The sequence below is a fragment of the Pseudomonas entomophila genome (genome assembly GCF_013523125.1).
In the GTDB taxonomy this organism is placed as follows: Bacteria; Pseudomonadota; Gammaproteobacteria; order Pseudomonadales; family Pseudomonadaceae; genus Aquipseudomonas; species Aquipseudomonas entomophila_B.
In genome coordinates, this window is the sequence record NZ_JAAMQJ010000036.1 from 1 (window position 1) to 18,586 (window position 18,586).

Annotated in this window: 18 protein-coding genes and 1 pseudogene; 8 read left to right on the forward strand and 11 right to left on the reverse strand. The window is 66.8% G+C overall.

The features are described from left to right. Both G7007_RS16875 and yedA read right to left on the reverse strand, forming a co-directional pair. On the reverse strand, positions 1 to 1,044 hold a 1,044-nt coding region (locus G7007_RS16875), incomplete at its 3' end, for a DEAD/DEAH box helicase (RefSeq protein ID WP_181103443.1). A gap of 36 nt (positions 1,045 to 1,080) precedes the next feature. Next, complete coding sequence (yedA, locus tag G7007_RS16880; RefSeq protein ID WP_181103445.1) at positions 1,081 to 2,022, reverse strand: drug/metabolite exporter YedA; 942 nt, start codon at positions 2,020 to 2,022, stop codon at positions 1,081 to 1,083. Positions 2,023 to 2,178: 156 nt separating this feature from the next. Between yedA and G7007_RS16885 the strand changes: the two genes are divergently transcribed. Beyond that, a complete protein-coding gene (locus G7007_RS16885; RefSeq protein ID WP_181103447.1) occupies positions 2,179 to 2,637 on the forward strand; it encodes an Lrp/AsnC family transcriptional regulator in 459 nt (152 codons plus the stop codon). On the opposite strand, the gene G7007_RS16890 is transcribed toward G7007_RS16885, so the two are convergent. Both G7007_RS16890 and G7007_RS16895 read right to left on the reverse strand, forming a co-directional pair. Then, a complete protein-coding gene (locus G7007_RS16890) occupies positions 2,634 to 3,119 on the reverse strand; it encodes a LabA-like NYN domain-containing protein (protein ID WP_308852307.1) in 486 nt (161 codons plus the stop codon). The genes G7007_RS16885 and G7007_RS16890 overlap by 4 nt on opposite strands. Before the next feature lie 16 nt (positions 3,120 to 3,135). Further along, on the reverse strand, positions 3,136 to 3,891 hold the full coding sequence (locus G7007_RS16895; RefSeq protein WP_181103451.1) for a DUF2076 domain-containing protein: 756 nt from the start codon (positions 3,889 to 3,891) through the stop codon (positions 3,136 to 3,138). Between the two features lie 151 nt (positions 3,892 to 4,042). On the opposite strand from G7007_RS16895, the gene G7007_RS16900 reads away from it, so the two are divergent. After that, positions 4,043 to 4,702 (forward strand): YciC family protein, encoded by a 660-nt coding sequence (locus tag G7007_RS16900; RefSeq protein WP_181103453.1) that lies wholly within the window; start codon positions 4,043 to 4,045, stop codon positions 4,700 to 4,702. Positions 4,703 to 4,869: 167 nt separating this feature from the next. Beyond that, entirely contained in the window at positions 4,870 to 5,370 is a 501-nt protein-coding gene (locus G7007_RS16905; RefSeq protein WP_181103454.1) for a hypothetical protein, read from the forward strand. A 223-nt stretch (positions 5,371 to 5,593) separates the two neighbouring features. Here the strand turns inward: G7007_RS16905 and G7007_RS16910 are convergent, their stop codons facing one another. Continuing rightward, on the reverse strand, positions 5,594 to 5,863 hold the full coding sequence (locus G7007_RS16910) for a hypothetical protein (protein ID WP_181103456.1): 270 nt from the start codon (positions 5,861 to 5,863) through the stop codon (positions 5,594 to 5,596). A gap of 56 nt (positions 5,864 to 5,919) precedes the next feature. Here G7007_RS16910 and G7007_RS16915 point away from each other — a divergent pair. Next, positions 5,920 to 6,453 (forward strand): annotated as a pseudogene (locus tag G7007_RS16915) (GNAT family N-acetyltransferase); the annotation flags it as partial. An 88-nt stretch (positions 6,454 to 6,541) separates the two neighbouring features. Continuing rightward, positions 6,542 to 6,847: an NIPSNAP family protein gene (locus G7007_RS16920; RefSeq protein ID WP_181103457.1), complete on the forward strand. Its 306-nt coding sequence runs from the start codon at positions 6,542 to 6,544 to the stop codon at positions 6,845 to 6,847. Here the strand turns inward: G7007_RS16920 and G7007_RS16925 are convergent. Further along, entirely contained in the window at positions 6,804 to 8,063 is a 1,260-nt protein-coding gene (locus G7007_RS16925) for an MFS transporter (protein WP_181103459.1), read from the reverse strand. The genes G7007_RS16920 and G7007_RS16925 overlap by 44 nt on opposite strands. A gap of 587 nt (positions 8,064 to 8,650) precedes the next feature. After that, entirely contained in the window at positions 8,651 to 11,173 is a 2,523-nt protein-coding gene (gene hrpB / locus G7007_RS16930; protein ID WP_181103461.1) for an ATP-dependent helicase HrpB, read from the reverse strand. 117 nt (positions 11,174 to 11,290) lie between these two features. On the opposite strand from hrpB, the gene G7007_RS16935 reads away from it, so the two are divergent. Continuing rightward, positions 11,291 to 11,701 carry a polyribonucleotide nucleotidyltransferase gene (locus G7007_RS16935; RefSeq protein ID WP_181103462.1) on the forward strand — a complete coding sequence of 137 codons (411 nt, stop codon included), beginning with the start codon at positions 11,291 to 11,293 and terminating at the stop codon, positions 11,699 to 11,701. A gap of 25 nt (positions 11,702 to 11,726) precedes the next feature. After that, positions 11,727 to 12,596: a cation diffusion facilitator family transporter gene (locus G7007_RS16940; protein ID WP_181103464.1), complete on the forward strand. Its 870-nt coding sequence runs from the start codon at positions 11,727 to 11,729 to the stop codon at positions 12,594 to 12,596. 254 nt (positions 12,597 to 12,850) lie between these two features. On the opposite strand, the gene G7007_RS16945 is transcribed toward G7007_RS16940, so the two are convergent. Next, positions 12,851 to 13,657, reverse strand: coding sequence for a DUF6515 family protein (locus G7007_RS16945; RefSeq protein ID WP_181103466.1), 807 nt, complete (start codon positions 13,655 to 13,657; stop codon positions 12,851 to 12,853). 397 nt (positions 13,658 to 14,054) lie between these two features. Between G7007_RS16945 and G7007_RS16950 the strand changes: the two genes are divergently transcribed. Next, positions 14,055 to 14,531 (forward strand): Lrp/AsnC family transcriptional regulator, encoded by a 477-nt coding sequence (locus tag G7007_RS16950; RefSeq protein ID WP_060392414.1) that lies wholly within the window; start codon positions 14,055 to 14,057, stop codon positions 14,529 to 14,531. A gap of 104 nt (positions 14,532 to 14,635) precedes the next feature. Here G7007_RS16950 and G7007_RS16955 read toward each other — a convergent pair whose 3' ends face one another. From G7007_RS16955 to G7007_RS16965, 3 genes are all read right to left on the reverse strand, one after another. After that, the gene (locus G7007_RS16955; RefSeq protein ID WP_181103468.1) at positions 14,636 to 15,259 is read right to left on the reverse strand and encodes a pseudouridine synthase; all 624 of its coding nucleotides are present in this window, start codon (positions 15,257 to 15,259) and stop codon (positions 14,636 to 14,638) included. Between the two features lie 6 nt (positions 15,260 to 15,265). Next, positions 15,266 to 16,729: an AMP nucleosidase gene (amn, locus tag G7007_RS16960; protein WP_181103470.1), complete on the reverse strand. Its 1,464-nt coding sequence runs from the start codon at positions 16,727 to 16,729 to the stop codon at positions 15,266 to 15,268. Between the two features lie 69 nt (positions 16,730 to 16,798). Beyond that, the gene (locus G7007_RS16965; protein WP_181103471.1) at positions 16,799 to 18,451 is read right to left on the reverse strand and encodes an acyl-CoA dehydrogenase family protein; all 1,653 of its coding nucleotides are present in this window, start codon (positions 18,449 to 18,451) and stop codon (positions 16,799 to 16,801) included. Positions 18,452 to 18,586: the final 135 nt, after the last annotated feature.

The window sequence follows — 18,586 nt, forward strand, 5'->3', positions numbered from 1 at the left end:
CACCAGGGAAATCGCCTCGCCCTTGTTGCCCGCCCGCCCGGTACGCCCGATGCGGTGCACGTAGTCCTCGGCGACGATCGGCAAGTCGAGGTTGACCACCAGCGGCAGGTCGTCGATGTCCAGCCCTCGGGCAGCCACATCGGTGGCGACCAGGATCTGGATCTCGCGGGCCTTGAAGGTGTCCAGCGCGCGCTGGCGCGTGGCCTGCGGCCGGTCGCCATGGATGCCGTCGGCGCTGATGCCCTCGGCCTGCAGCTGCTCGACCAGCTGATCGACACCGTTACGGGTCTTGGCGAACACCAGCACCTGCTTCCAGCGGTGCTTGCGCAGCAGGTGCAGGAACAGTTCGGCCTTGCGCTTCTTGTCCACCGTCACCAGCCATTGCTTGACGGTACTGGCGGTGGTGTTGCGCGGGCTGACTTCGAGGCTCAGCGGGTCGTTCAGCGCCAGACCGGCCAGCAGGCGGATCTGCTCGGAGAAGGTGGCGGAGAACAGCAGCGTCTGGCGCTGACGTGGCAAGGCGGCATACACCGCCCGCAGCTCCTCGGCGAAGCCCAGGTCGAGCATGCGGTCGGCCTCGTCGAGCACCAGCATCTGCACCTGACCGAAGGTCACCGCGTTCTGCCGGAACAGGTCGAGCAACCGGCCAGGCGTGGCCACCAACAGATCGACGCCGCGACGCAGGCGCATCATCTGCGGGTTGAGGCTGACCCCGCCGTAGACGGCATAGGTGCTCACCGGCAGGTGCTCGGCGTATTCGCGCACGCTGGTGTGTACCTGTTCGGCCAGCTCGCGGGTCGGCACCAGCACCAGCGCCCGGATCGAGTTGCTGGCGACCTTGCCGCCCTCCTGAACCAGGCGTTGCAGCACCGGCAGGGCAAAGCCGGCGGTCTTGCCGGTGCCGGTCTGCGCCGCTGCCATCACGTCGCGGCCCGCCAGCACGGCGGGGATCGCTTTGGCCTGGATCGGCGTTGGGGTGGTGTAATCCCGCTGTTGCAGCGTGCGCAGCAGGGGTTCGATCAGGCCGAGCGTGGCGAAGGTCATGGCAATACCGTGTAGAGGTTCAGCAAAGCCGGCAGTCTACCGCAACGCCTTGCCCGGCTCGCAGATTTCGCCACCGTCCACCGCCACCGGCTGCACGCTCCGGCGGCGCCATTGCGGCAGGCCGATCAGCACCACCGCGCTGATGATCACCAGCATCGCCAGGCCCTCCTCGAGGTCGATACGCTCGCCGGCGAAGAGGATGCCGAGCAGGACTGCGACCGCCGGGTTGACATAGGCATAGCTGGTCGCGGCCGCCGGGCGCACGTGCTTGAGCAGGTACAGGTAGGCGCTGAAGGCCAGGATCGAGCCGAACACGATCAGGTAGCCCAGGGCGGCCCAGCTCGCCGCTGACGGCATCTGGGTCAGACGCTCGCCGCTCAGCACGCTGCCGATCAGCAGGACCAGGCCACCGCCGAGCATCTCGGCGGCGCTGGCCATGGCGCCCTGGGGCAGCGGCAGGCGCTTGCTCCACACCGAACCGAACGCCCAGGCCGCCGCCGCGAACACCACCAGCGCCGCGCCCATGGGGCTGGCCTGCAGGTTCGGGCCCAGATTGAGCAGGCCGATGCCGACCAGCCCCAGCACGATCCCCGCCCACTCCAGGCGCGTGGTGCGCTGCCCGAACCACAGGCCGAACAGCAGGGTGAACAACGGCACCGTGGCGATCGCCAGGGCCGCGACGCCGGAGGCCACTCCGGCATGCTCGGCCAGGGTCACGCCGCCATTGCCGCAGCTGAGCAGCAGAAACCCGATGGCCGCCGCCGAGCGCCATTGCACCCAGGTCGGGGCCGGCACACCGCGCCAGCGCAGAAACCCATAGAGCAGCCCGCCCGCGACCAGGAAGCGAATGCCGGCCATCATCATCGGTGGCCAGGACTCGACGCCGATGCGGATCGCCAGATAGGTCGACCCCCAGACCAGGTAGAGCGCCAGGAAGGCACCGATCAACAACCACGGCAAACGCGAAGAGGCAGGCATGAGGCAGTACTCGAAATCCATTTGAAGGTGGCTTAGTTTAGAAAGGCCAGCGCGCAAACTTAAGCTGCGAACAGGGTTTGCCGAGACACTCCACCTTCGAATGAACGGTTCTGTGGCCTTTTGGCCATCGAATCCACAGCCCACACACGAGACCGTATGGACCGCTATGACCGCCTGATCCTCGCCGCCCTGCTGGAAAACGGCCGCGCCTCCTTCGCGCAGCTGGCGCGCCACGTCAACCTGTCGGCCCCGGCCGTGGCCGAACGGGTGGCCAAGCTCGAAGCCACGGGCGTCATCACCGGGTATACCGCCAAGGTCAACCTGGACCGCATCGGCCTGCCGATCCAGTGCCTGGTCGAACTGCGCCTGAGCCACCATGGCAACCCGCAGGCCTATGAAGCGCTGGCGCGCATCCCGCAACTGACCCAATGTCACCGGGTCACCGGCGATGCCTGCGTGGTGCTGTTGGCCGCCGTCGGTTCGATGGAGGAGCTGGAAACGGTGATCGACCAGATCGCCCAGTTCGGCTTCAGCAAGACCTCGATCATCCTGTCCAGCCCGATCGAACAGCGGGTGCCCCTGGAGCACCTCGTCCCGGCCGGCCGCAAGGCCTAGCGCCGCAGCAGCAGACGTCCTTCGATCGGCACGTAGCGGTCGGCGGCACGGATCAGCGCGCTGGCGGTCAGGCCCGGGACGCCGTAGACCACCGTCTCGACGCCATGGCGCTCGGCGACCCGCTGCAGCAGCTGGTCGAAGTCGCCATCGCCGGAGGCCAGGACGATCCGGTCGACCGTGGGCGCGGCATCGACCACATCGAGGGTGATGCCCACGTCCCAGTCGCCCTTGGCCGAGCCGTCGCTGCGCTGGATGAAGGGTTTGAGGCGCACCTCGAAACCCAGGTTGCGCAGGATCTGCTGGAACTGCTGCTGCTTGCTGTCGCCGCGCTCGATGGCATACGCCTTGGCCTCGACGATCTCGCCCTCGCGGCTGACCTGGGCCCAGAGCGCGCTGTAATCGAAATGACAACCGTGCGCCTGGCGCACGGTGTAGTAGAGGTTCTGCACGTCGGCGAACAGCGCGACCCGCGGGGTACGGATCGCCTGGCCAGGCACCTCAGACAAAACTGTCGTCGTCCGAGAAGAAGTCGCCACCGCCCTCGTCGCTGCCGTAGTCGGTGTCGGCGAACCCGCCCTGGTCGTTGCCATAGCCGTTGTCGGCCACCTGGGCATGCTCACCCTGGTCGTTCCAGCCGCCGCCGCTGTCGCTGGCGTGGGCGGGCTCGTCCTGGATCACTTCGACCACTTCCTCAGGCTTGTCGTGGAACAGGCTGCTGATGCCCTGGGCCAGCAGCACACCCCCGGCCACGCCGGCTGCGGTCTGCAAGGCGCCGCTCATGAATCCGCCGCCCGCGCGCCCGGCTGCTGGCGCAGCGCCGAAGCCCGAGGCCTGTGGCTGGGCCGGTGCCTGCCCCTGGAAATTGGAGCGCGGCCCGTCACGCCAGCCGCCGCCCGAGCTTGGCGCAGGTGCGGACGTCGGCGCCGAGGGACGCTGAGGTTCGGGGCGGGAGGCGCCGCCGAACAGGTTCGACAGGAAACCACCGCCGCCGCCCTGCTGGGCCTGGGGCGCCGAGGCCTGGGCACGCAGCTGCTTGAGCTCGGCTTCGAGCTTGGTGTTCTGCTCGTCCAGGCGCTTGATCGCCGCTTCCTGTACCAGGATCGCCTGGGCCATGTAGTACGGCGCCGCCGGCTGCTGACGGACGTGCTCCTCGATCCGCGCCAGCGCCTGGGCATCGCGCGCCTGACCGGCGTCCTCGGCTTGCCGGAGACGGCCGAACAGGCCATCGATCAAGGTTTGTTCTTCAGTGTTCATGGGCTACCTCATGCAGTGCCTGGACATCGGACAGTGCTGAAGATGGGGCAAGACGCGCAGGGATTCAATCACGCCGGGTGAAACTTTCTTCAGTCAGGACCGGGCTGTGGGCTAAAGTGAGGCCCTGCTTTCTGCCTGGCGACCCGGAACCATGGATGTCTTGACCGTTTTACGCGACTCGCTGTACTTCTCCCGCCGACACCTGATGAATATTGTCCGATTGTGTCTGCCCCTGATCGTGATCGAGTCGGTGGTGCTGCACCTGTGGCTCATGCAGTTCGGTGAAGAGGCGCAGGCGTCCCAGGGGCTGATCGTCGGCCTGGTCTTCTATCCGATGTACAGCTCGCTGCTGATGCTCTACCTCGATGCCCGCAGCCGGGGCAAGGCACCCACCCTGCGCGCCGTGTTCAACCGCATGGCGCAGTTCTACCCCAAGGCCATGCTGCAAATGGGGCTCAGCGGGCTGCTGATCGTGGCCGGCCTGCTCCTGTTCATCGTGCCCGGCGTGTGGCTGATGGTCAGGCTGGCCTTCGCCCAGTATCTGCTGGTGCTGCGCGGCCGCCCGGTGATCGACTCGATGCGCGAGAGCGCGCGCCTGACCCAGGGCCAGTTCCTGCGCATCGTGCTCTGCATGCTGGCAGCGACCGTGCCCATCTGGCTGCTGGAGATCGGCGTGTTCATGGTGGTGTCGGACTTGCCGTACCTGGGGCTGGTGGCGCTGTCCAGCGTGAGCAGCTTCCTGCAGCTGTTCAGTGTCGTGGTGCTGTATCGCCTGTTCATGCTGGTCGAGGAGCGGCAGCGTCCGGCGTGAGCAGGCTGCACATCCCCCACGGTCTTGCGCGCCGCCGTTGCGTTGCGGCCTGCCCAGGCCCGGCGGCACCCCGGAAGCCCTTCAATCTTCGCCCTCGTCCTGCCCGTCTGTAGGGTCGCCTGGCACCGTCACGGTGCCCTTCCCTACGACCGACAGGAGCCCTTCCCATGCCCCATGCCTCCCCATCCGCCCTGCTTCAGGCGGGCACGTCCTTCCGAGCCCGCGTGTACCTCCTGCAAGGCGACCGCGCCCTCCCGCTTCGTTTCAGCCGCACCCAGGACACGTTCGGCTGGGGGATCGCCCCGGCCTACGATTGGCTACAGGCCGGCGGCGACGAGTGGCCACCGGTCTTGCAGTTCACCTACGTGTCCCACACGGAGGACCGTTGGCACTACCGCATCTCGGGCACTGGTCCGCGTGCACGTGGCCAACTCGGCATCAGCCGCAACGGCTACCTGGGGCTGTACGAGCATGCCGAAGTGACCGACCACTGGAAGATCGAGCCGCTCGAGGGCATTGACGGCCGGCTGATCTGCCGCTGGCGCGATCAGCAGGGGCACCAGGTCAAGGCAGAGCCGGATACGCCCCATCACCAGCCCGGGCAGTTCTATTCGTTGACGGTGGGCGAAGGTGAGTTGCATGAGTATCTGATCGAGGAAGTGGTGTAGTGCACCTGGCAGGGGCCGCAGGGCCTGGACTGCGTGTTGGCCGGCATGCCCACACCAACAAGTTGCAGAGATCTGGGTGGGAGCTGGCTCGCCAGCGATAGGGGCCTGTCAGGCGCCCCTGCATCGCGGGCAAGCCTGCGCACAGGCTGCTTGCGCAGCCATGCCCACACCGACAAGTTGCAGAGATCTGGGTGGGGGCTGGCTTGCCAGCGATAGGGGCCTGTCAGGCGCCGGCTGCATCGCGGGCACCCGTGCCGTCAGGATTTAGTGGGCGCTTTTCAGGACCAAGCATCTGCCAGGCCGTCGCTTGGGCGACATCACGGGTGATCGGCTCGACCAGATCACGTGGAAGGTAGGTCAGCAGCTTTTGAGGGGTCATGGTCGTTGACTCGATCCTGGCAGGAACAGCTTTCAGGCGTTGTTCAATCGTCCGGACAGACCAGAACATCGAACCGCAGGGCTGCCCATCCGGTGACACATGGCTGGTCGACACGGACAGGCTCGGTACAGATAATCAAAACCTGACAGCGATGCCCAGGAATAACGGCCATGGATGCTCCCCCGACCCTCATCACCGATCGGCTGACGCTCACGCCTCTTCGATTGGATGATGCCCCGCTCATTCAAGCGCTATTTCCCCAGTGGGAAGTGGTTCGCTACCTGGACAGCCGTGGCCCCTGGCCGTACCCGGACGATGGGGCGCTGATCTATGTCCGGGATATCGCCCTGCCTGCCATGGCGGCAGGTCGCGAGTGGCACTGGATGATCCGCAAGCGCGACGAGGCTGGCTGCACCCTGGGCAGCATCAGCTTGTACGACCAGCCTGGAAACAACAGAGGTTTCTGGCTCGCCCCGCAGTGGTGGGGCAAGGGCTACATGCGTGAGGCGTGCCGGGTCGTCAACGACTATTGGTTCAAGACACTGGCGCGTCCGGTCATGCAGGTACCCAAGGCGATTGCCAACCACACGTCTCGCAGGGTGTCCGAACACGAGGGCATGCGCCTGGTCGACATGCAGGAACGAACGTTCGTCTCTGGTCCGATGAAAGCCGAGATATGGGAGATGACACGGGCTGATTGGTTAAAAAATCGACCACCTGACTTATCGTCACCACTATTGCGCGCTGTCGATGCCTGTGGAATCAAGCACGCTCACTCAAGGACGTCTTTTCATGATCACCTGCCATGTCCGCTACCTCATCGATCCTTACCAGGTCAGTGCATTCGAGCGTTATTCACGCGCATGGATCTCGATAGTAGAGCGCCTGGGAGGACAGCATCACGGCTACTTCCTACCGGCCGAAGGCGCCAACAACGTCGCCTATTGCCTCTTTAGCTTCGCCACCCTTGCCGAGTACGAGCAGTACCGGCAAGCAGCAGCACACGATCCCGAGTGTGTGCGTCTGGTGGAAGAAGCGACAACGTTGAAGTTCATCATGAGCTACGAGAGGAGCTTTCTTCGTCCTGTGCTCGAATAGCCTCTGCACCGTGATCGAGTTCAGAGAGCGGGACGCCGTGGTGCCTTCTCCCAACATGCGCCACGGCACCTGCCCCCAACAGCACCGCCATCACCGTCACGATCAGAATGACGTACCGTGCCCCCAAGGGCGCAGCCAACAACGCCACCAGCAAACCCGCCAGTGGCTGGGACAGATTGTTCAACAGCGTCATCACGCCAACGGTCTTCCCGAAGTCCTGGGGCGGTATCACCCGCTGGCGAATCGTGCGCATGTAGACGTTGAACATCTTGTCGAACGCGACGATCAGCAGAAAGCCCACCCCATAACCGAGCAGGCTCGGACTCAGTGCCGTGAGGAGCCCACCGGTTACGATCATGCAGTAGCCAACACCGCCGAGTACCCGCAGTGACAGCACGACGCGAGCCAGCACGAACAGGATCACGATGGTCGCCACGGCCCCTGCCGTCTGCAACGCGGCATAGCTGTCCTTGCCGGCGCCGTGCTGGCCGATGACCATGGCCGCTGAAGTGGCCAAGGTGACCCCGACGACCAGGTTGACGCCTACCGCCAGCGTGATGACCTTCTTCAGCGCTGTCAGGCGCAGGATATGGCCCAAAGCGATCTTCAAAGGCTGTCGCCAAATGTCCTGCCGTGGATCGAGCCCCTGGAATGTGATGCAGCTCAAGCGCTGCCATACCAGCATGCTCGCGTCCGCCAGCAAGAACACACCCGCGACCCAGAGCACCACCCATGGCCATGACCACACCTCGAGCATCAACGCCGCCACCAACGGTCCTAGGACCAGCCCCGTCTGATCGGCGATTTGCGAATACGACAAGGTCTTGGTGTAGGTGTAATGCGCAAAGACATGCGGCATGAGCACTTCGCGCGCCATCAGGCCTTGCGTGGTCAACACGCCACACAGCGCCGACAGAGCCACCACCCAGCCAAGGCCACCGAAGACGCCATGGAGCGCCATCGCCACCACGCAGAACACGGCCCGGTACACTTGGCTGATGTGCAGGATCCTGACAGGCGAATACTTGTCGCATAGCGCTCCGCAGACCGGGAAGGCGAAAAAGCGCGGCAGTGACTCGACGAAGAAAGCCAGCCCTGCCCAGGACACGTTTTGGGTGGTCTGGAACACCACCAGTGGCACGATGAACAACAGGATCTGATCGGCCAGCCTCGACAGGAACAGCGAGATGAAGAAGGCGAGGTAATCCCTGCGCATGGGAAGCTCCTGTGGGGAAACGACAGGGCCTGGCGTTCAGCGAAGGCATCGACACGTCGCCCGCAAGCGCCAGGCTCGTTGGAGGCGATGATCAGGTGTGGTGGCTCCATGGACGAGCGTACGCCCTGTCACTGTGTGGGTCATGAAACGGCGTGTTGAAGGACACGTCCAACTTATCTTCTTTTTGTTTAAGCGCTGGGCATCCTGAGTGAGAGTACTCGCACCTCGTGTGTTTCAGCCCTGCACGCATGATTGGCTTCTTTGCGTCAGAGAGTCTTTATGCAATGCGCTACAGATTTCAGTCTGTTTGCGGAGCTCAGGCGCCCGTTTTAAACGGGATCCAAACAATTGAAAGAGCAGCGCGCCTCGCGCTTTCATGACGCGATTCCTCATCGACGTCGGCTGCAGTGAAATGATGATGGACGTGCTGGAGTCGATGTTTCCCAGCACATGACTGCGACGCTCTTGAGGCGTCTGCCGCCATACAGTATTTCTGAAACACCCCCCTATCGCGGTGTTTCAGAACTCCAGCACGCATCGACTCGAGCCCTCGCTTAACGCGCTGCCTGAAACACCCTGCCAAATCTTCAAACCTTCCTCGGCTTCGCCCGCGCCGTCGCCTCCGCCACCAACGGATCATCCGGCCAGTAATGCTTCGGGTACCGCCCCTTCAAATCCTTCTTCACCTCGTCATAGGTGGTGCGCCAGAAGCTCGCCAGGTCCTGGGTCACCTGCACAGGCCGGCGCCCCGGTGACAGCAAATGCAGCTTGAGTACCTGACGGCCACCGGCAATGCGCGGCGTCTCGGCCAGACCGAACAGTTCCTGCAAGCGCACGGCCAGCACCGGTGGCTGCTCGCTGTAGTCGATGCGGATGTTCGACCCTGACGGCACCGCCAGGGTCTGCGGCGCCTGGCTGTCGAGCTGCTGCGGCAGGGGCCAGGGCAGCAGGTTGCGCAGGATCGAGGACAGGTCGAGCTGGGCGAAATGGCTCAGTCGGGTGACCTTGCCCAGGTAGGGCGCCAACCACTGTTCCAGCGAGGCGAGCAAGGCCGTGTCGCTCAGGTCGGGCCAGTCGCTGGTGCCAGTCTGGGCGAGGTCGAGGCTGCGCAGCAGTGCCACGCGGGCTTGCCACTGGCGCAGCTCCGGTGTCCAAGGCAGCAGTTCGAGGCCCTTGCGGCGGACCAGCCCGGCCAGGGCCTGGGCGCGTGCGTCGGCATCCAGGTCGGGCAAGGGCTGGCGGTCGAGTACCAGTTCGCCGACCTTGCGTTGGCGTTCGGCGCGCAGCGCCCCTTCCCGTTCGTCCCATTCTAGAATGTCGACCTGGCGCACCTGTTCGCTCAGGACCGTCTCGAACAGCGCCGGGTCGAGGTCGGCGGCCAGGTAGATGCGTTCTTCGCGCTGGCCCTGGCGGCTGCCCAGGTCGGCGATGGCGAGCCAGGCGTGCTTCATCAGGGCGTCGGGTTCGCCGAACTGCGCGGCGCGACCGTTCGCCAGGCGGTAGTCGCCGCCGCCGGCCTGACGCTGGCGGGCGACGCGGTCCGGGTAGGCCAGCGCCAGCAGGCACCCGGCCCAGCGGGGGTGCTCTGGGTCTTTCACGCTGTCACCGGGAGCGCCGCGCAGGTGCGCGCGGTACTGCCGGGCCAGTTGCCGGGCGCGCTGGGTGCTGCCCTGCGCACCTCGGGGCAAGCGTTGGTCGCCTGCGAGCAGAGCCAGTCGACTGTGCACGTCCGCCCCGCCACCGCGCAGGATGTCGCGCTCGCCCAGCAGGGCGGCCAGGTCGCAAGCCTGCTGGGTCAGACCCAGGGCATGGCCGCGCAGCAGCACGTGGGCGATGCGCGGGTGAGCGGGCAGTTCGGCCATGGCCTGGCCATGCCGGGACAGACCGCCTCCAGGCTGCAACGCACCGAGGCGCTCGAGCAGGTCGCGGGCCTGGGCGAAGGCGGCGCTGGGCGGAGCGTCGAGCCAGGTCAGCTGGTCCGGCTCGACGCCCCAGCGGGCCAGCTGCAGGGCCAGCCCGGCCAGGTCGGCCTGGAGGATCTCGGCCGCGCTGAAGGCGGCCATCTGTTCGTGCTGGGTTTGTGACCACAGCCGGTAGCACACGCCCGGCTCCACCCGTCCGGCCCGGCCGGCGCGCTGGGTGGCGCTGGCGCGGGAGATGCGCTGGGTGTCGAGACGGGTCATGCCGCTGCGCGGGTCGAAGCGCGGCGTGCGCTCCAGCCCGGCGTCGATGACCACCCGCACGCCTTCGATGGTGAGGCTGGTTTCGGCCAGGTTGGTGGCCAGCACCACCTTGCGCTGGCCAGCCGGCGCCGGGTCGATCGCCGCCCGTTGCGCGTTCAGGTCGAGTTCGCCGTGCAAGGGGCAGACCTGCACCTGGGGCGTCTGGCCCAGCGCCTCGTCCAGGGCCTGTTGCACGCGGCGAATCTCGGCCTGGCCCGGCAGGAACACCAGCAGGCTGCCGGTCTGCTCGTCGAGCGCCTCCAGGCAGGCCTGCACCACCCGTGGCTCGATGAATTCGCCCGGTTGCGTCGGCCGCCCCCAGCGGATGTCGACCGGGTGCATGCGCCCTTCGCTGGTGACAATCGGCGCGTCATCGAGCAGGCGCGACAGGCGTTCGCCCTCCAGGGTCGCGGACATCAACAGGACCTTCAGCGGCGGATCCTCGCGCAACAGCTCGCGGCCGTTGAGCGCCAGGGCCAGGGCCAGGTCGGCGTCCAGGTTGCGCAGGTGGAACTCGTCGAAGATCACCAGCCCCACGCCCTCCAGGGCCGGATCGTCCTGCAGGCGACGGGTGAGGATACCTTCGGTGACCACCTCGATCCGCGTGTTCGGCCCGACCTTGCTGTCCAGCCGGATGCGGTAGCCGACCGTCTCACCGACCCGCTCGCCCAGTTCGCTGGCCATGCGCTCGGCGGCGGCCCGTGCGGCGAGGCGGCGGGGTTCGAGCATGACGATGGTCTGGCCGTGCAGCCAGGGGGCATCGAGCAGGGCCAGCGGCACGCGGGTGGTCTTGCCGGCGCCGGGCGGCGCTTCGAGCACGACCTCGTGGCGTGCCTCAAGGGCGTGGCGCAGGGCGGGCAACACGGTATCGATCGGGAGTGAAATCATGGTGGTCCTCAGGCGAGCGGACCAGTATAACGGCGAACCGGGCCTGACTCGTCACGGTCCCATTCACGGAGGCCGGCGTTTGCCCGCCTCGTTGCGCCCTTTTTTGCGGAGACTCCCATGCGCATTCCCACTCGCCTGATCGGTGGCGCCCTGATCGCCACGCAGCTGACCGCTTGCGGCACCCTGTTCTACCCCGATCGTCGCGGTCAGATCGATGGCCGGGTCGACCCGGTGATCGTGGCCCTGGACGCGGTCGGCCTGCTCTTCTACGTGATCCCGGGGTTGATCGCCTTCGGCATCGATTTCGCCACGGGGGCCATCTACTACCCAGGCGGCGTCACCGCGCAGGTCGACCCGGCCACCTTGCGCCCGGCGATCGATGCCGATGGCCAGGTGGACCGCCTCAAGCTGCAGGCGATCCTGGAGGCCGAGCTGGGTCAGCGCCTGCCGCTGGACGATCCGCGGCTGATCCAGCAGCGCGGCAGTGTCGAGCAGTTGGCGGCGCTGAACACGGTGCCGGCGGCGTGACCTCGCCGCGACGCGGAGCCTGGGCATGACCCCGAGCGCCGAGCACCAGCGCCTGCTGCGCCTGGCCACGCGGGCGTCGCTCACCGTGGCCTGCGTGCTGGTGATCAGCAAGGCGCTGGCCTGGTGGTTCAGCGACTCGGTCAGCCTGCTGGCCGGGCTGACCGACTCGGTGCTGGACGCGGTGGCGTCCTTGCTCAATCTGCTGGCGGTGCAGTACGCCTTGCGGCCCGCCGACGACGACCATCGCTACGGGCATGGCAAGGCCGAGGCCTTGGCCGGGATGGCCCAGGCGCTGTTCATCGGCGCCAGTGCGGTGATCATCGCCGTGCAAGCGGCGGAGCGTTTGCAGGCGCCCGCGCCGCTGGGCAACACCACGGCCGGTATCGGCGTGATGCTGCTGTCGCTGGTGCTGACGGTGGGGTTGCTGGCGTTTCAGCGCAAGGTCGTGCGCGTCACCGGCTCGACGGCCATCCGCGCCGACTCGCTGCATTACCGCTCCGACCTGCTGCTCAACGGCAGCATTCTGGTCGCCCTGTTGCTGGCGCGCTTCGGCTGGCCGCAGCTCGATGCGTTGTTCGGCCTGGGGATTGCGGTGTACATTTTCTGGAGCGCGGTGCAGATCGCGCGCGAGAGTGGCGGCATCCTGATGGACAAGGAACTGCCCAGTGACGTGTCCGAGGAGATGCGGGTGCTGGTGTGTGGGCTGCCGGGCGTGGTGGGGGCGCATGATCTGCGCACGCGGGTTTCAGGGCATCGCTGGTTCGTCCAGGTGCATCTGGAGTTGCCTGGGGCATTGCCGTTGCATGAGGCCCATGCGGTGTGCGTCGAGGCATCGGCACGGATAAGGGAGCGTTATCCACAGGCGGATGTGATGGTGCATGCGGATCCGGTGTGAAGGGTTGGGCTGGGTGGGAGGCGTTCGCCGGATGAATGGCGTGGCTGGGTTTGCGGCCCCTGCGGGGCCGATCGCGGCGCAGGGGCCGCTCCTACAGGTGGGTGAGCTGCGACGCTGATTTGTCAGGGCACCGCTGTCTCCGTGTGGGAGCGGCCCCTGTGCCGCGATCGGGCCCGCAGGGGCCGTAAAACCTGCGACTCCGTGGCGGCGGTTGAGCAAAGCACGCTCAGCACCACGACGTCACGGCCTGCGCCTCAATTGACGCTATAACCCCGCCCGCTCAGACACGCCCCCAACGCGCGTCTGTACACCTGCGCCCCGTCACCAGGCGGTGCATACCCCGCACCGGCCGGATCGAACCCTGACTGTTCCACCGCCCAGCGATGGCACTGGTAGCGATCCTGTTCCTGCTGCTGGGGCGGCTGCCCCTGCGCCGGGTAGGCGATGACGTCGTAGCCGGTGCCCTGCCCTTCGCCGCTCGCAGGCACCTGGCCCACCTGCGCCGGATCGACCACCACGTACTCCCCGCTCTCGGGTCGGTACTGGTAGTAGGCATCGGCCACGCCGTACAGCAACGTACCGCCTGCCCACATCTCACGGGCATAGGGCGGCAGGTAGCCGACCCGCGCGCCGAATGGTGGACGCACCACGACGTAGCCCGGTCCCTGGGGCTGGTACCAGTAACCCCCCGAGAAGAAATACTCCCGCCCGCGATAGGGCACTCTCCAGTAGCGATCGGGAAACTGCCCGATGGCCTGGCCCGGACGATAGCGCGGCCCTGGTCCCCAGCCATCTCCAGGCTCGCCAGGCCGCCCTCCCCATCCCTCGCCAGGACGCTGCCCGGGACCACCTGCCTGCCATTCACGCCCATCGCCCGGACGCCGTGGAATGTCCTGGTAATACCCTGGGCGTGGCGGCTGGGTCTGGCGCACTTCGTCGCGCGACTGCAACGGGGAATGGCCGGGGCCTGGCCCGGCGTTCGGGTCCTGGGCCCAGGCCGCTTGACCACCGGCCATGCAACACAGCGTCAGTGCCGCCCACTGCCATACACGCGACATCATGGAATTGCCCTCGACAGGGAGATCGTTCGATAAGGCGCAGTCTACAACGCCATCAGCACGCGCAGACGCCTTTCAGACATGAAAAAAGGGAGGCCCGAGGGCCTCCCTTTTGGAAGATGGAGTCCGTGCTCGACGCTTGTGGCGTCGGCTCACCTCGCCTCGTCTTCTGGACGGGGCGTAGCCCGGGGGCCTGGCGGCTCCTGTGGGAGCGTCTGGCCGCAACCGCCTGCATAAGGTCGGTCGCCGTGGACTGATGTCCGGGCAGTGATTCTGGGGATAACGATAAGGGATCGAGGGCGGCAGGGGATTGCGAAGATTGCTGAATTAAATAGGGCTTGCGCAATTTTTGACTCAAGATCAATAATTCGCCGCAATTCAGATAGAAAAGGCTTCTCCCATGAGCAAACTCGACCGTTACGACCTGAGTATCCTTGCCGAATTGCAGCGCGATGCGCGCATCTCCAACCAGGAACTGGCCGAACGCATCGGCCTGTCGCCCTCGCCGTGCTCGCGCCGGGTCAAACAATTGGAAGACGATGGCTACATCGCGCGCCAAGTCGCGCTGCTCGACCGCAAGAAACTGGGCCTGAGCCTGACCGCCTACGTGCTGATCGGCATGGACCGCCACACGCCCGAGCGTTTCGAAACCTTCGAGGCGGCGATCCGCAGCCTGCCGCAAGTGCTCGAATGCTGCCTGGTGACCGGCATCGACGCCGACTACCAGCTCAAGGTCGTGGTGCCCGACATGGACCATTACCAGAAGCTGCTGCTGGGCAGCCTGACCCGTATCGAAGGCGTCACCAGCGTGCGCTCGAGCTTCGTGCTCAACCAGGTGCTGGCCAGCACCGAGATGCCCCTGACCCACTTGCGGTGAAGCTGCAAGCTGCAAGCCAGAGCGTCAGCGCTGCATCAACGTCCTGTCAACACCTGACCCACCGCGCCAACGTCCGCTTGTAGCTTGTAACTTGTAGCTTGCCGCTAAACCCCGCCCTCCCGCCACGTCCCAGGCTCGAGCCCGTCGAGGGTCCAGTCGCCGATACGCACGCGCACCAGGCGCAGGGTCGGCAGGCCGACGGCGGCGGTCATGCGTCGGACCTGGCGGTTGCGGCCTTCGCGGATGATCAGCTCCAGCCAGTACGTGGGCACGCTCTTGCGAAAGCGCACCGGCGGGTGGCGTGGCCAGAGGGTCGGCTCGTCCAGGCGTCGCGCTTCGGCGGGCAAGGTGAGGCCGTCGTTGAGCTGCACGCCGTCGCGCAGGCGCTGTACCTGCTCGTCGCTCGGCTCACCCTCCACCTGCACCCAGTAGGTCTTGGGCAACTTGTGCCGGGGGTCGGCGATGCGCGCCTGCAGGCGTCCATCGTTGGTCAGCAGCAACAAGCCTTCGCTGTCGCGGTCCAGGCGACCGGCCGGGTACACGCCGGGCACGTCGATGTAGTCCTTGAGCGTGGCGCGCCCTTCGCCATCGCTGAACTGCGTCAGCACGTCGAACGGCTTGTTGAACAGGATCAGCCGCGTGTCAGCGGGCGCGGCCTTGGCCGGGCGGCGTGGGCCGGTGGGCCGCGTCGAGGGACGACGCGGCGTGGGACGGGACGGCGGTGGCATGCAACCTCAGCGGAACGGCGGCTCATCGAAGCTGCGCAGTTTACGCGAATGCAGGGCATCGAGCTCGGTGCGCAACAGGTCGAGGGCGGCGATGCCGATCTTCAGGTGCTGGCTGACGGCGCGGTTGTAGAAGGCGTTGGCCGAGCCGGGCAACTTGATCTCGCTGTGCAACGGCTTGTCCGAGACGCACAGCAAGGTGCCGTAGGGCACCCGCAGGCGATAGCCCTGGGCAGCGATGGTGCCGCTTTCCATGTCCACGGCGACGGCGCGCGACAGGTTGATCAGCGGGCGCTCCTGGGCCCAGCGCAGCTCCCAGTTGCGGTCGTCGTAGGTCAGCACGGTGCCGGTGCGCAGGCGCTTCTTGAGCTGGTCGCCACGCTCGCCGGTGACCTGCGCCGCCGCTTCCTGCAAGGCCAGCTGCACCTCGGCCAGGGCCGGGATGGGGATGTTCGGCGGCACCACGCGGTCAAGGATGCCATCGCGGCGCATGTAGGCATGCGCCAGCACGTAGTCGCCGATGGTCTGCGACTGGCGCAGCCCGCCGCAGTGGCCGATCATCAGCCAGCAGTGCGGCCGCAGCACGGCCAGGTGGTCGGTGATGTTCTTGGCGTTGGACGGACCGACGCCGATGTTGACCAGGGTGATGCCGTCGCCGTCGGCGGCGATCAGGTGATAGGCCGGCATCTGGAAGCGGTGCCAGACCACACCGGCGACCAGGGCCTGCACCTGGTCGTCCGGCACGTCCTTCTCGATCACCACGTTGCCGGGCAGCACCATGCGCACGAAGCGCGGGTCCTGGCGCAGCTGCTCCAGGCCGTGGGCGATGAACTGGTCGACGTAGCGGTGGTAGTTGGTCAGCAGGATCCACGGCTGCACGTGCCGCCAGTCGCTGCCGGTGTAGTGCACCAGGCGACGCAGCGAGAAGTCCACGCGCGCGGCATCGAACAGTGCCAGGGGCAAGGTCTCGGCGCCGTCCCAGTCGTGCAGGCCGTCGGCGATGTCATCGGTGGCCGCCGACAGGTCGGTGCTGGGGAACACCCGCGCCAGCTGGGCGGCGGTGATACCACTGCCGGCCAGCTCGTCGCCCTGCTCGACCACGTAGGGGTAGGGAATGTCCTGGGCACTGGCGCCGACTTCGACGGTGACGCTGAAGTCGCTCATCAACGGGCGCAGCTGCTCGAGCAGGTAGTTGCGGAAGGCCTTGGGCTGGGTAATGGTCACGCTGTAGGTGCCGGCGACCTGGACCTTGGCGTAGGCCCGGGTGGTGACCGGTGCATCGCCCTGGCAGTAGTAGGTCAGTCGCAGCGCCGGGTAGCGGTACAGCGCGCGCTCGTCGGCATCCGGTTCGGTGCGGTCCTTGAGGTAGCGTTTCAGGGCCTGGCTGAGGGCGCCGGTGGCTTGTTCATGCAGCGCCGCGAGACGGTCGACGGCCTGCTCTGGAGTATCAACGACAACGAACGCTTGGCTCACACTGTGTTTCCTGTCTGGACGTGCAGGCGCTCCATCTTGCCTAGGTTCACCGGTAAATACATCCCCCTCTCAGACCGGCCAGGCCGGCGTCGCCCGCGCCAGCAGCGCCCGCACGTCGACCCCGCGTGGCAGGCAGCCGTAGGCATGTCCGCCCGGCGCCAGGCGGCTGCCGATGAAGGCCTCGCTGACCGTGTCGTCACCGGCCTTGAGCAACGCGCTGGCCTGCAGCGCCAGGGCGATGGCCTCGCTGAGTTGGCGGGCGCGGTAAGTCTGGTCCTCAAGGTCGGCCAGCGCTTGCTGCAACGCGGTCACGTGCCGCGCCAGCCGCGCATCGCCATGCCCGCCGTCCAGTTCGTGCCATAGGGCCTCGGCGCATGCCGGCGTCTTGGCCAGGGCACGCAGCACGTCCAGGCACTGCACGTTGCCCGAGCCTTCCCAGATCGAGTTGACTGGCGCCTCGCGGTACAGCCGTGGCAGCACGCTGTCTTCGACGTAGCCGGCGCCGCCCAGGCATTCGGCAGCTTCGTTGATCATGCCTGGGGCGCGCTTGCAGACCCAGTACTTGCCCACCGCCGTCGCCAGTCGCACGAAGGCCACCTCGCGCGGATTGGTCGGGTGATCGAGGCCCTGGGCCAGGCGCAGACTCAGCGCCAGGGCCGCTTCGCTCTCCAGGGCCAGGTCGGCGAGCACGTTCTGCATCAAGGGCTGCTCGGCCAGCGGACGCCCGCCGACCTGGCGGTGCGCGCAGTGGTGGGTGGCCTGGGTCAGCGCCTGGCGCATCAGGGCGCTGGAGCCGAGCACGCAGTCGAAGCGGGTCAGACTGACCATCTCCAGGATCGTGGCGAGGCCGCGGCCTGCCTCACCGACCATCCAGGCCAGGGCGCCGCGTAGCTCGATTTCGCTGGAGGCGTTGGAGCGGTTGCCGAGCTTGTCCTTCAGGCGCTGGATATACAGCAGGTTGCGGCTGTCGTCGGGCCGGTGCCGGGGCAGCAGAAAGCAGCTCAGGCCCTGATCGGTCTGCGCCAGGGTCATAAAGGCATCGCTCATCGGCGCCGAGCAGAACCACTTGTGCCCCACCAGTTCATAGGCCTGCCTAGGGCCAGGCTGGCCCACCGGCCAGGCACGGGTGGTGTTGGCGCGCACGTCGGTGCCGCCTTGTTTCTCGGTCATGGCCATGCCCAGGGTGACCCCGGCCTTGTGCGCCGCGCCGACGTTGCGCGGGTCGTACGTCGGTGCCAAAACCTTCGGCAGCCAGTCAGCGGCCAGGCCCGGCTGGCGTTGCAGGGCCGGTACGGCGGCGAAGGTCATGGTCAGCGGGCAGCCACTGCCGGCGTCGCCCTGCATGTGCAGGTAAACCAGCGCGGCGCGGGCGACCTGCGCGCCCTCGCCGGGCGAGACCCAGGGCAACGCTGGCAAGCCGTGCTCGACGGCGGTGCGCATCAGGGTGTGGTAGGCCGGGTGGAATTCGACGCAATCGATGCGGTGGCCGTAGCGGTCGTGGCTGCTGAACTGCGGCGGGTGACGCTCGGCGAGCAGGCCGGCCTCCATCAGCGGGCCGCCGGCCAGCGCGCCGTAAGTGTCCAGCCGCGCCTCGGCCCAGGCGGCCCCGTGGCGCCGTATTCCCTGCTGCAACGGCAGGTCCAGCCGGTACAGGTTGGCGCCGTCCAGCGGCGGCGGCTGGTTGGTGACCGCGTGGGTCTCGGCGAACGTGCGCAGGGTCATGGGACGACTCCCGATCCGGGGGACAGGTCAGGACAGTGAAGCAGCGCCGGGCTCGATCCTCAAGGCATAAGTCACACGGGGGCTACAGGCCAGGCGCCACCACCCTGGGACGGAGGCACCTGGAAACGTTTGGTG

Bases quoted from the DNA above. Each gene is read 5' to 3' on its own strand.
- G7007_RS16900 (WP_181103453.1), top strand. From the start codon at position 4,043: ATGGATGTCTTGACCGTTTTACGCGACTCGCTGTACTTCTCCCGCCGA.
- G7007_RS16925 (WP_181103459.1), bottom strand. From the start codon at position 8,063: ATGCGCAGGGATTACCTCGCCTTCTTCATCTCGCTGTTCCTGTCGAGG.
- G7007_RS16940 (WP_181103464.1), top strand. From the start codon at position 11,727: ATGACCCCGAGCGCCGAGCACCAGCGCCTGCTGCGCCTGGCCACGCGG.
- G7007_RS16945 (WP_181103466.1), bottom strand. From the start codon at position 13,657: ATGATGTCGCGTGTATGGCAGTGGGCGGCACTGACGCTGTGTTGCATG.
- hrpB (WP_181103461.1), bottom strand. From the start codon at position 11,173: ATGATTTCACTCCCGATCGATACCGTGTTGCCCGCCCTGCGCCACGCC.
- G7007_RS16955 (WP_181103468.1), bottom strand. From the start codon at position 15,259: ATGCCACCGCCGTCCCGTCCCACGCCGCGTCGTCCCTCGACGCGGCCC.
- G7007_RS16950 (WP_060392414.1), top strand. From the start codon at position 14,055: ATGAGCAAACTCGACCGTTACGACCTGAGTATCCTTGCCGAATTGCAG.
- G7007_RS16935 (WP_181103462.1), top strand. From the start codon at position 11,291: ATGCGCATTCCCACTCGCCTGATCGGTGGCGCCCTGATCGCCACGCAG.
- G7007_RS16905 (WP_181103454.1), top strand. From the start codon at position 4,870: ATGCCCCATGCCTCCCCATCCGCCCTGCTTCAGGCGGGCACGTCCTTC.
- G7007_RS16920 (WP_181103457.1), top strand. From the start codon at position 6,542: ATGATCACCTGCCATGTCCGCTACCTCATCGATCCTTACCAGGTCAGT.
- G7007_RS16895 (WP_181103451.1), bottom strand. From the start codon at position 3,891: ATGAACACTGAAGAACAAACCTTGATCGATGGCCTGTTCGGCCGTCTC.
- yedA (WP_181103445.1), bottom strand. From the start codon at position 2,022: ATGCCTGCCTCTTCGCGTTTGCCGTGGTTGTTGATCGGTGCCTTCCTG.
- G7007_RS16885 (WP_181103447.1), top strand. From the start codon at position 2,179: ATGGACCGCTATGACCGCCTGATCCTCGCCGCCCTGCTGGAAAACGGC.
- G7007_RS16965 (WP_181103471.1), bottom strand. From the start codon at position 18,451: ATGACCCTGCGCACGTTCGCCGAGACCCACGCGGTCACCAACCAGCCG.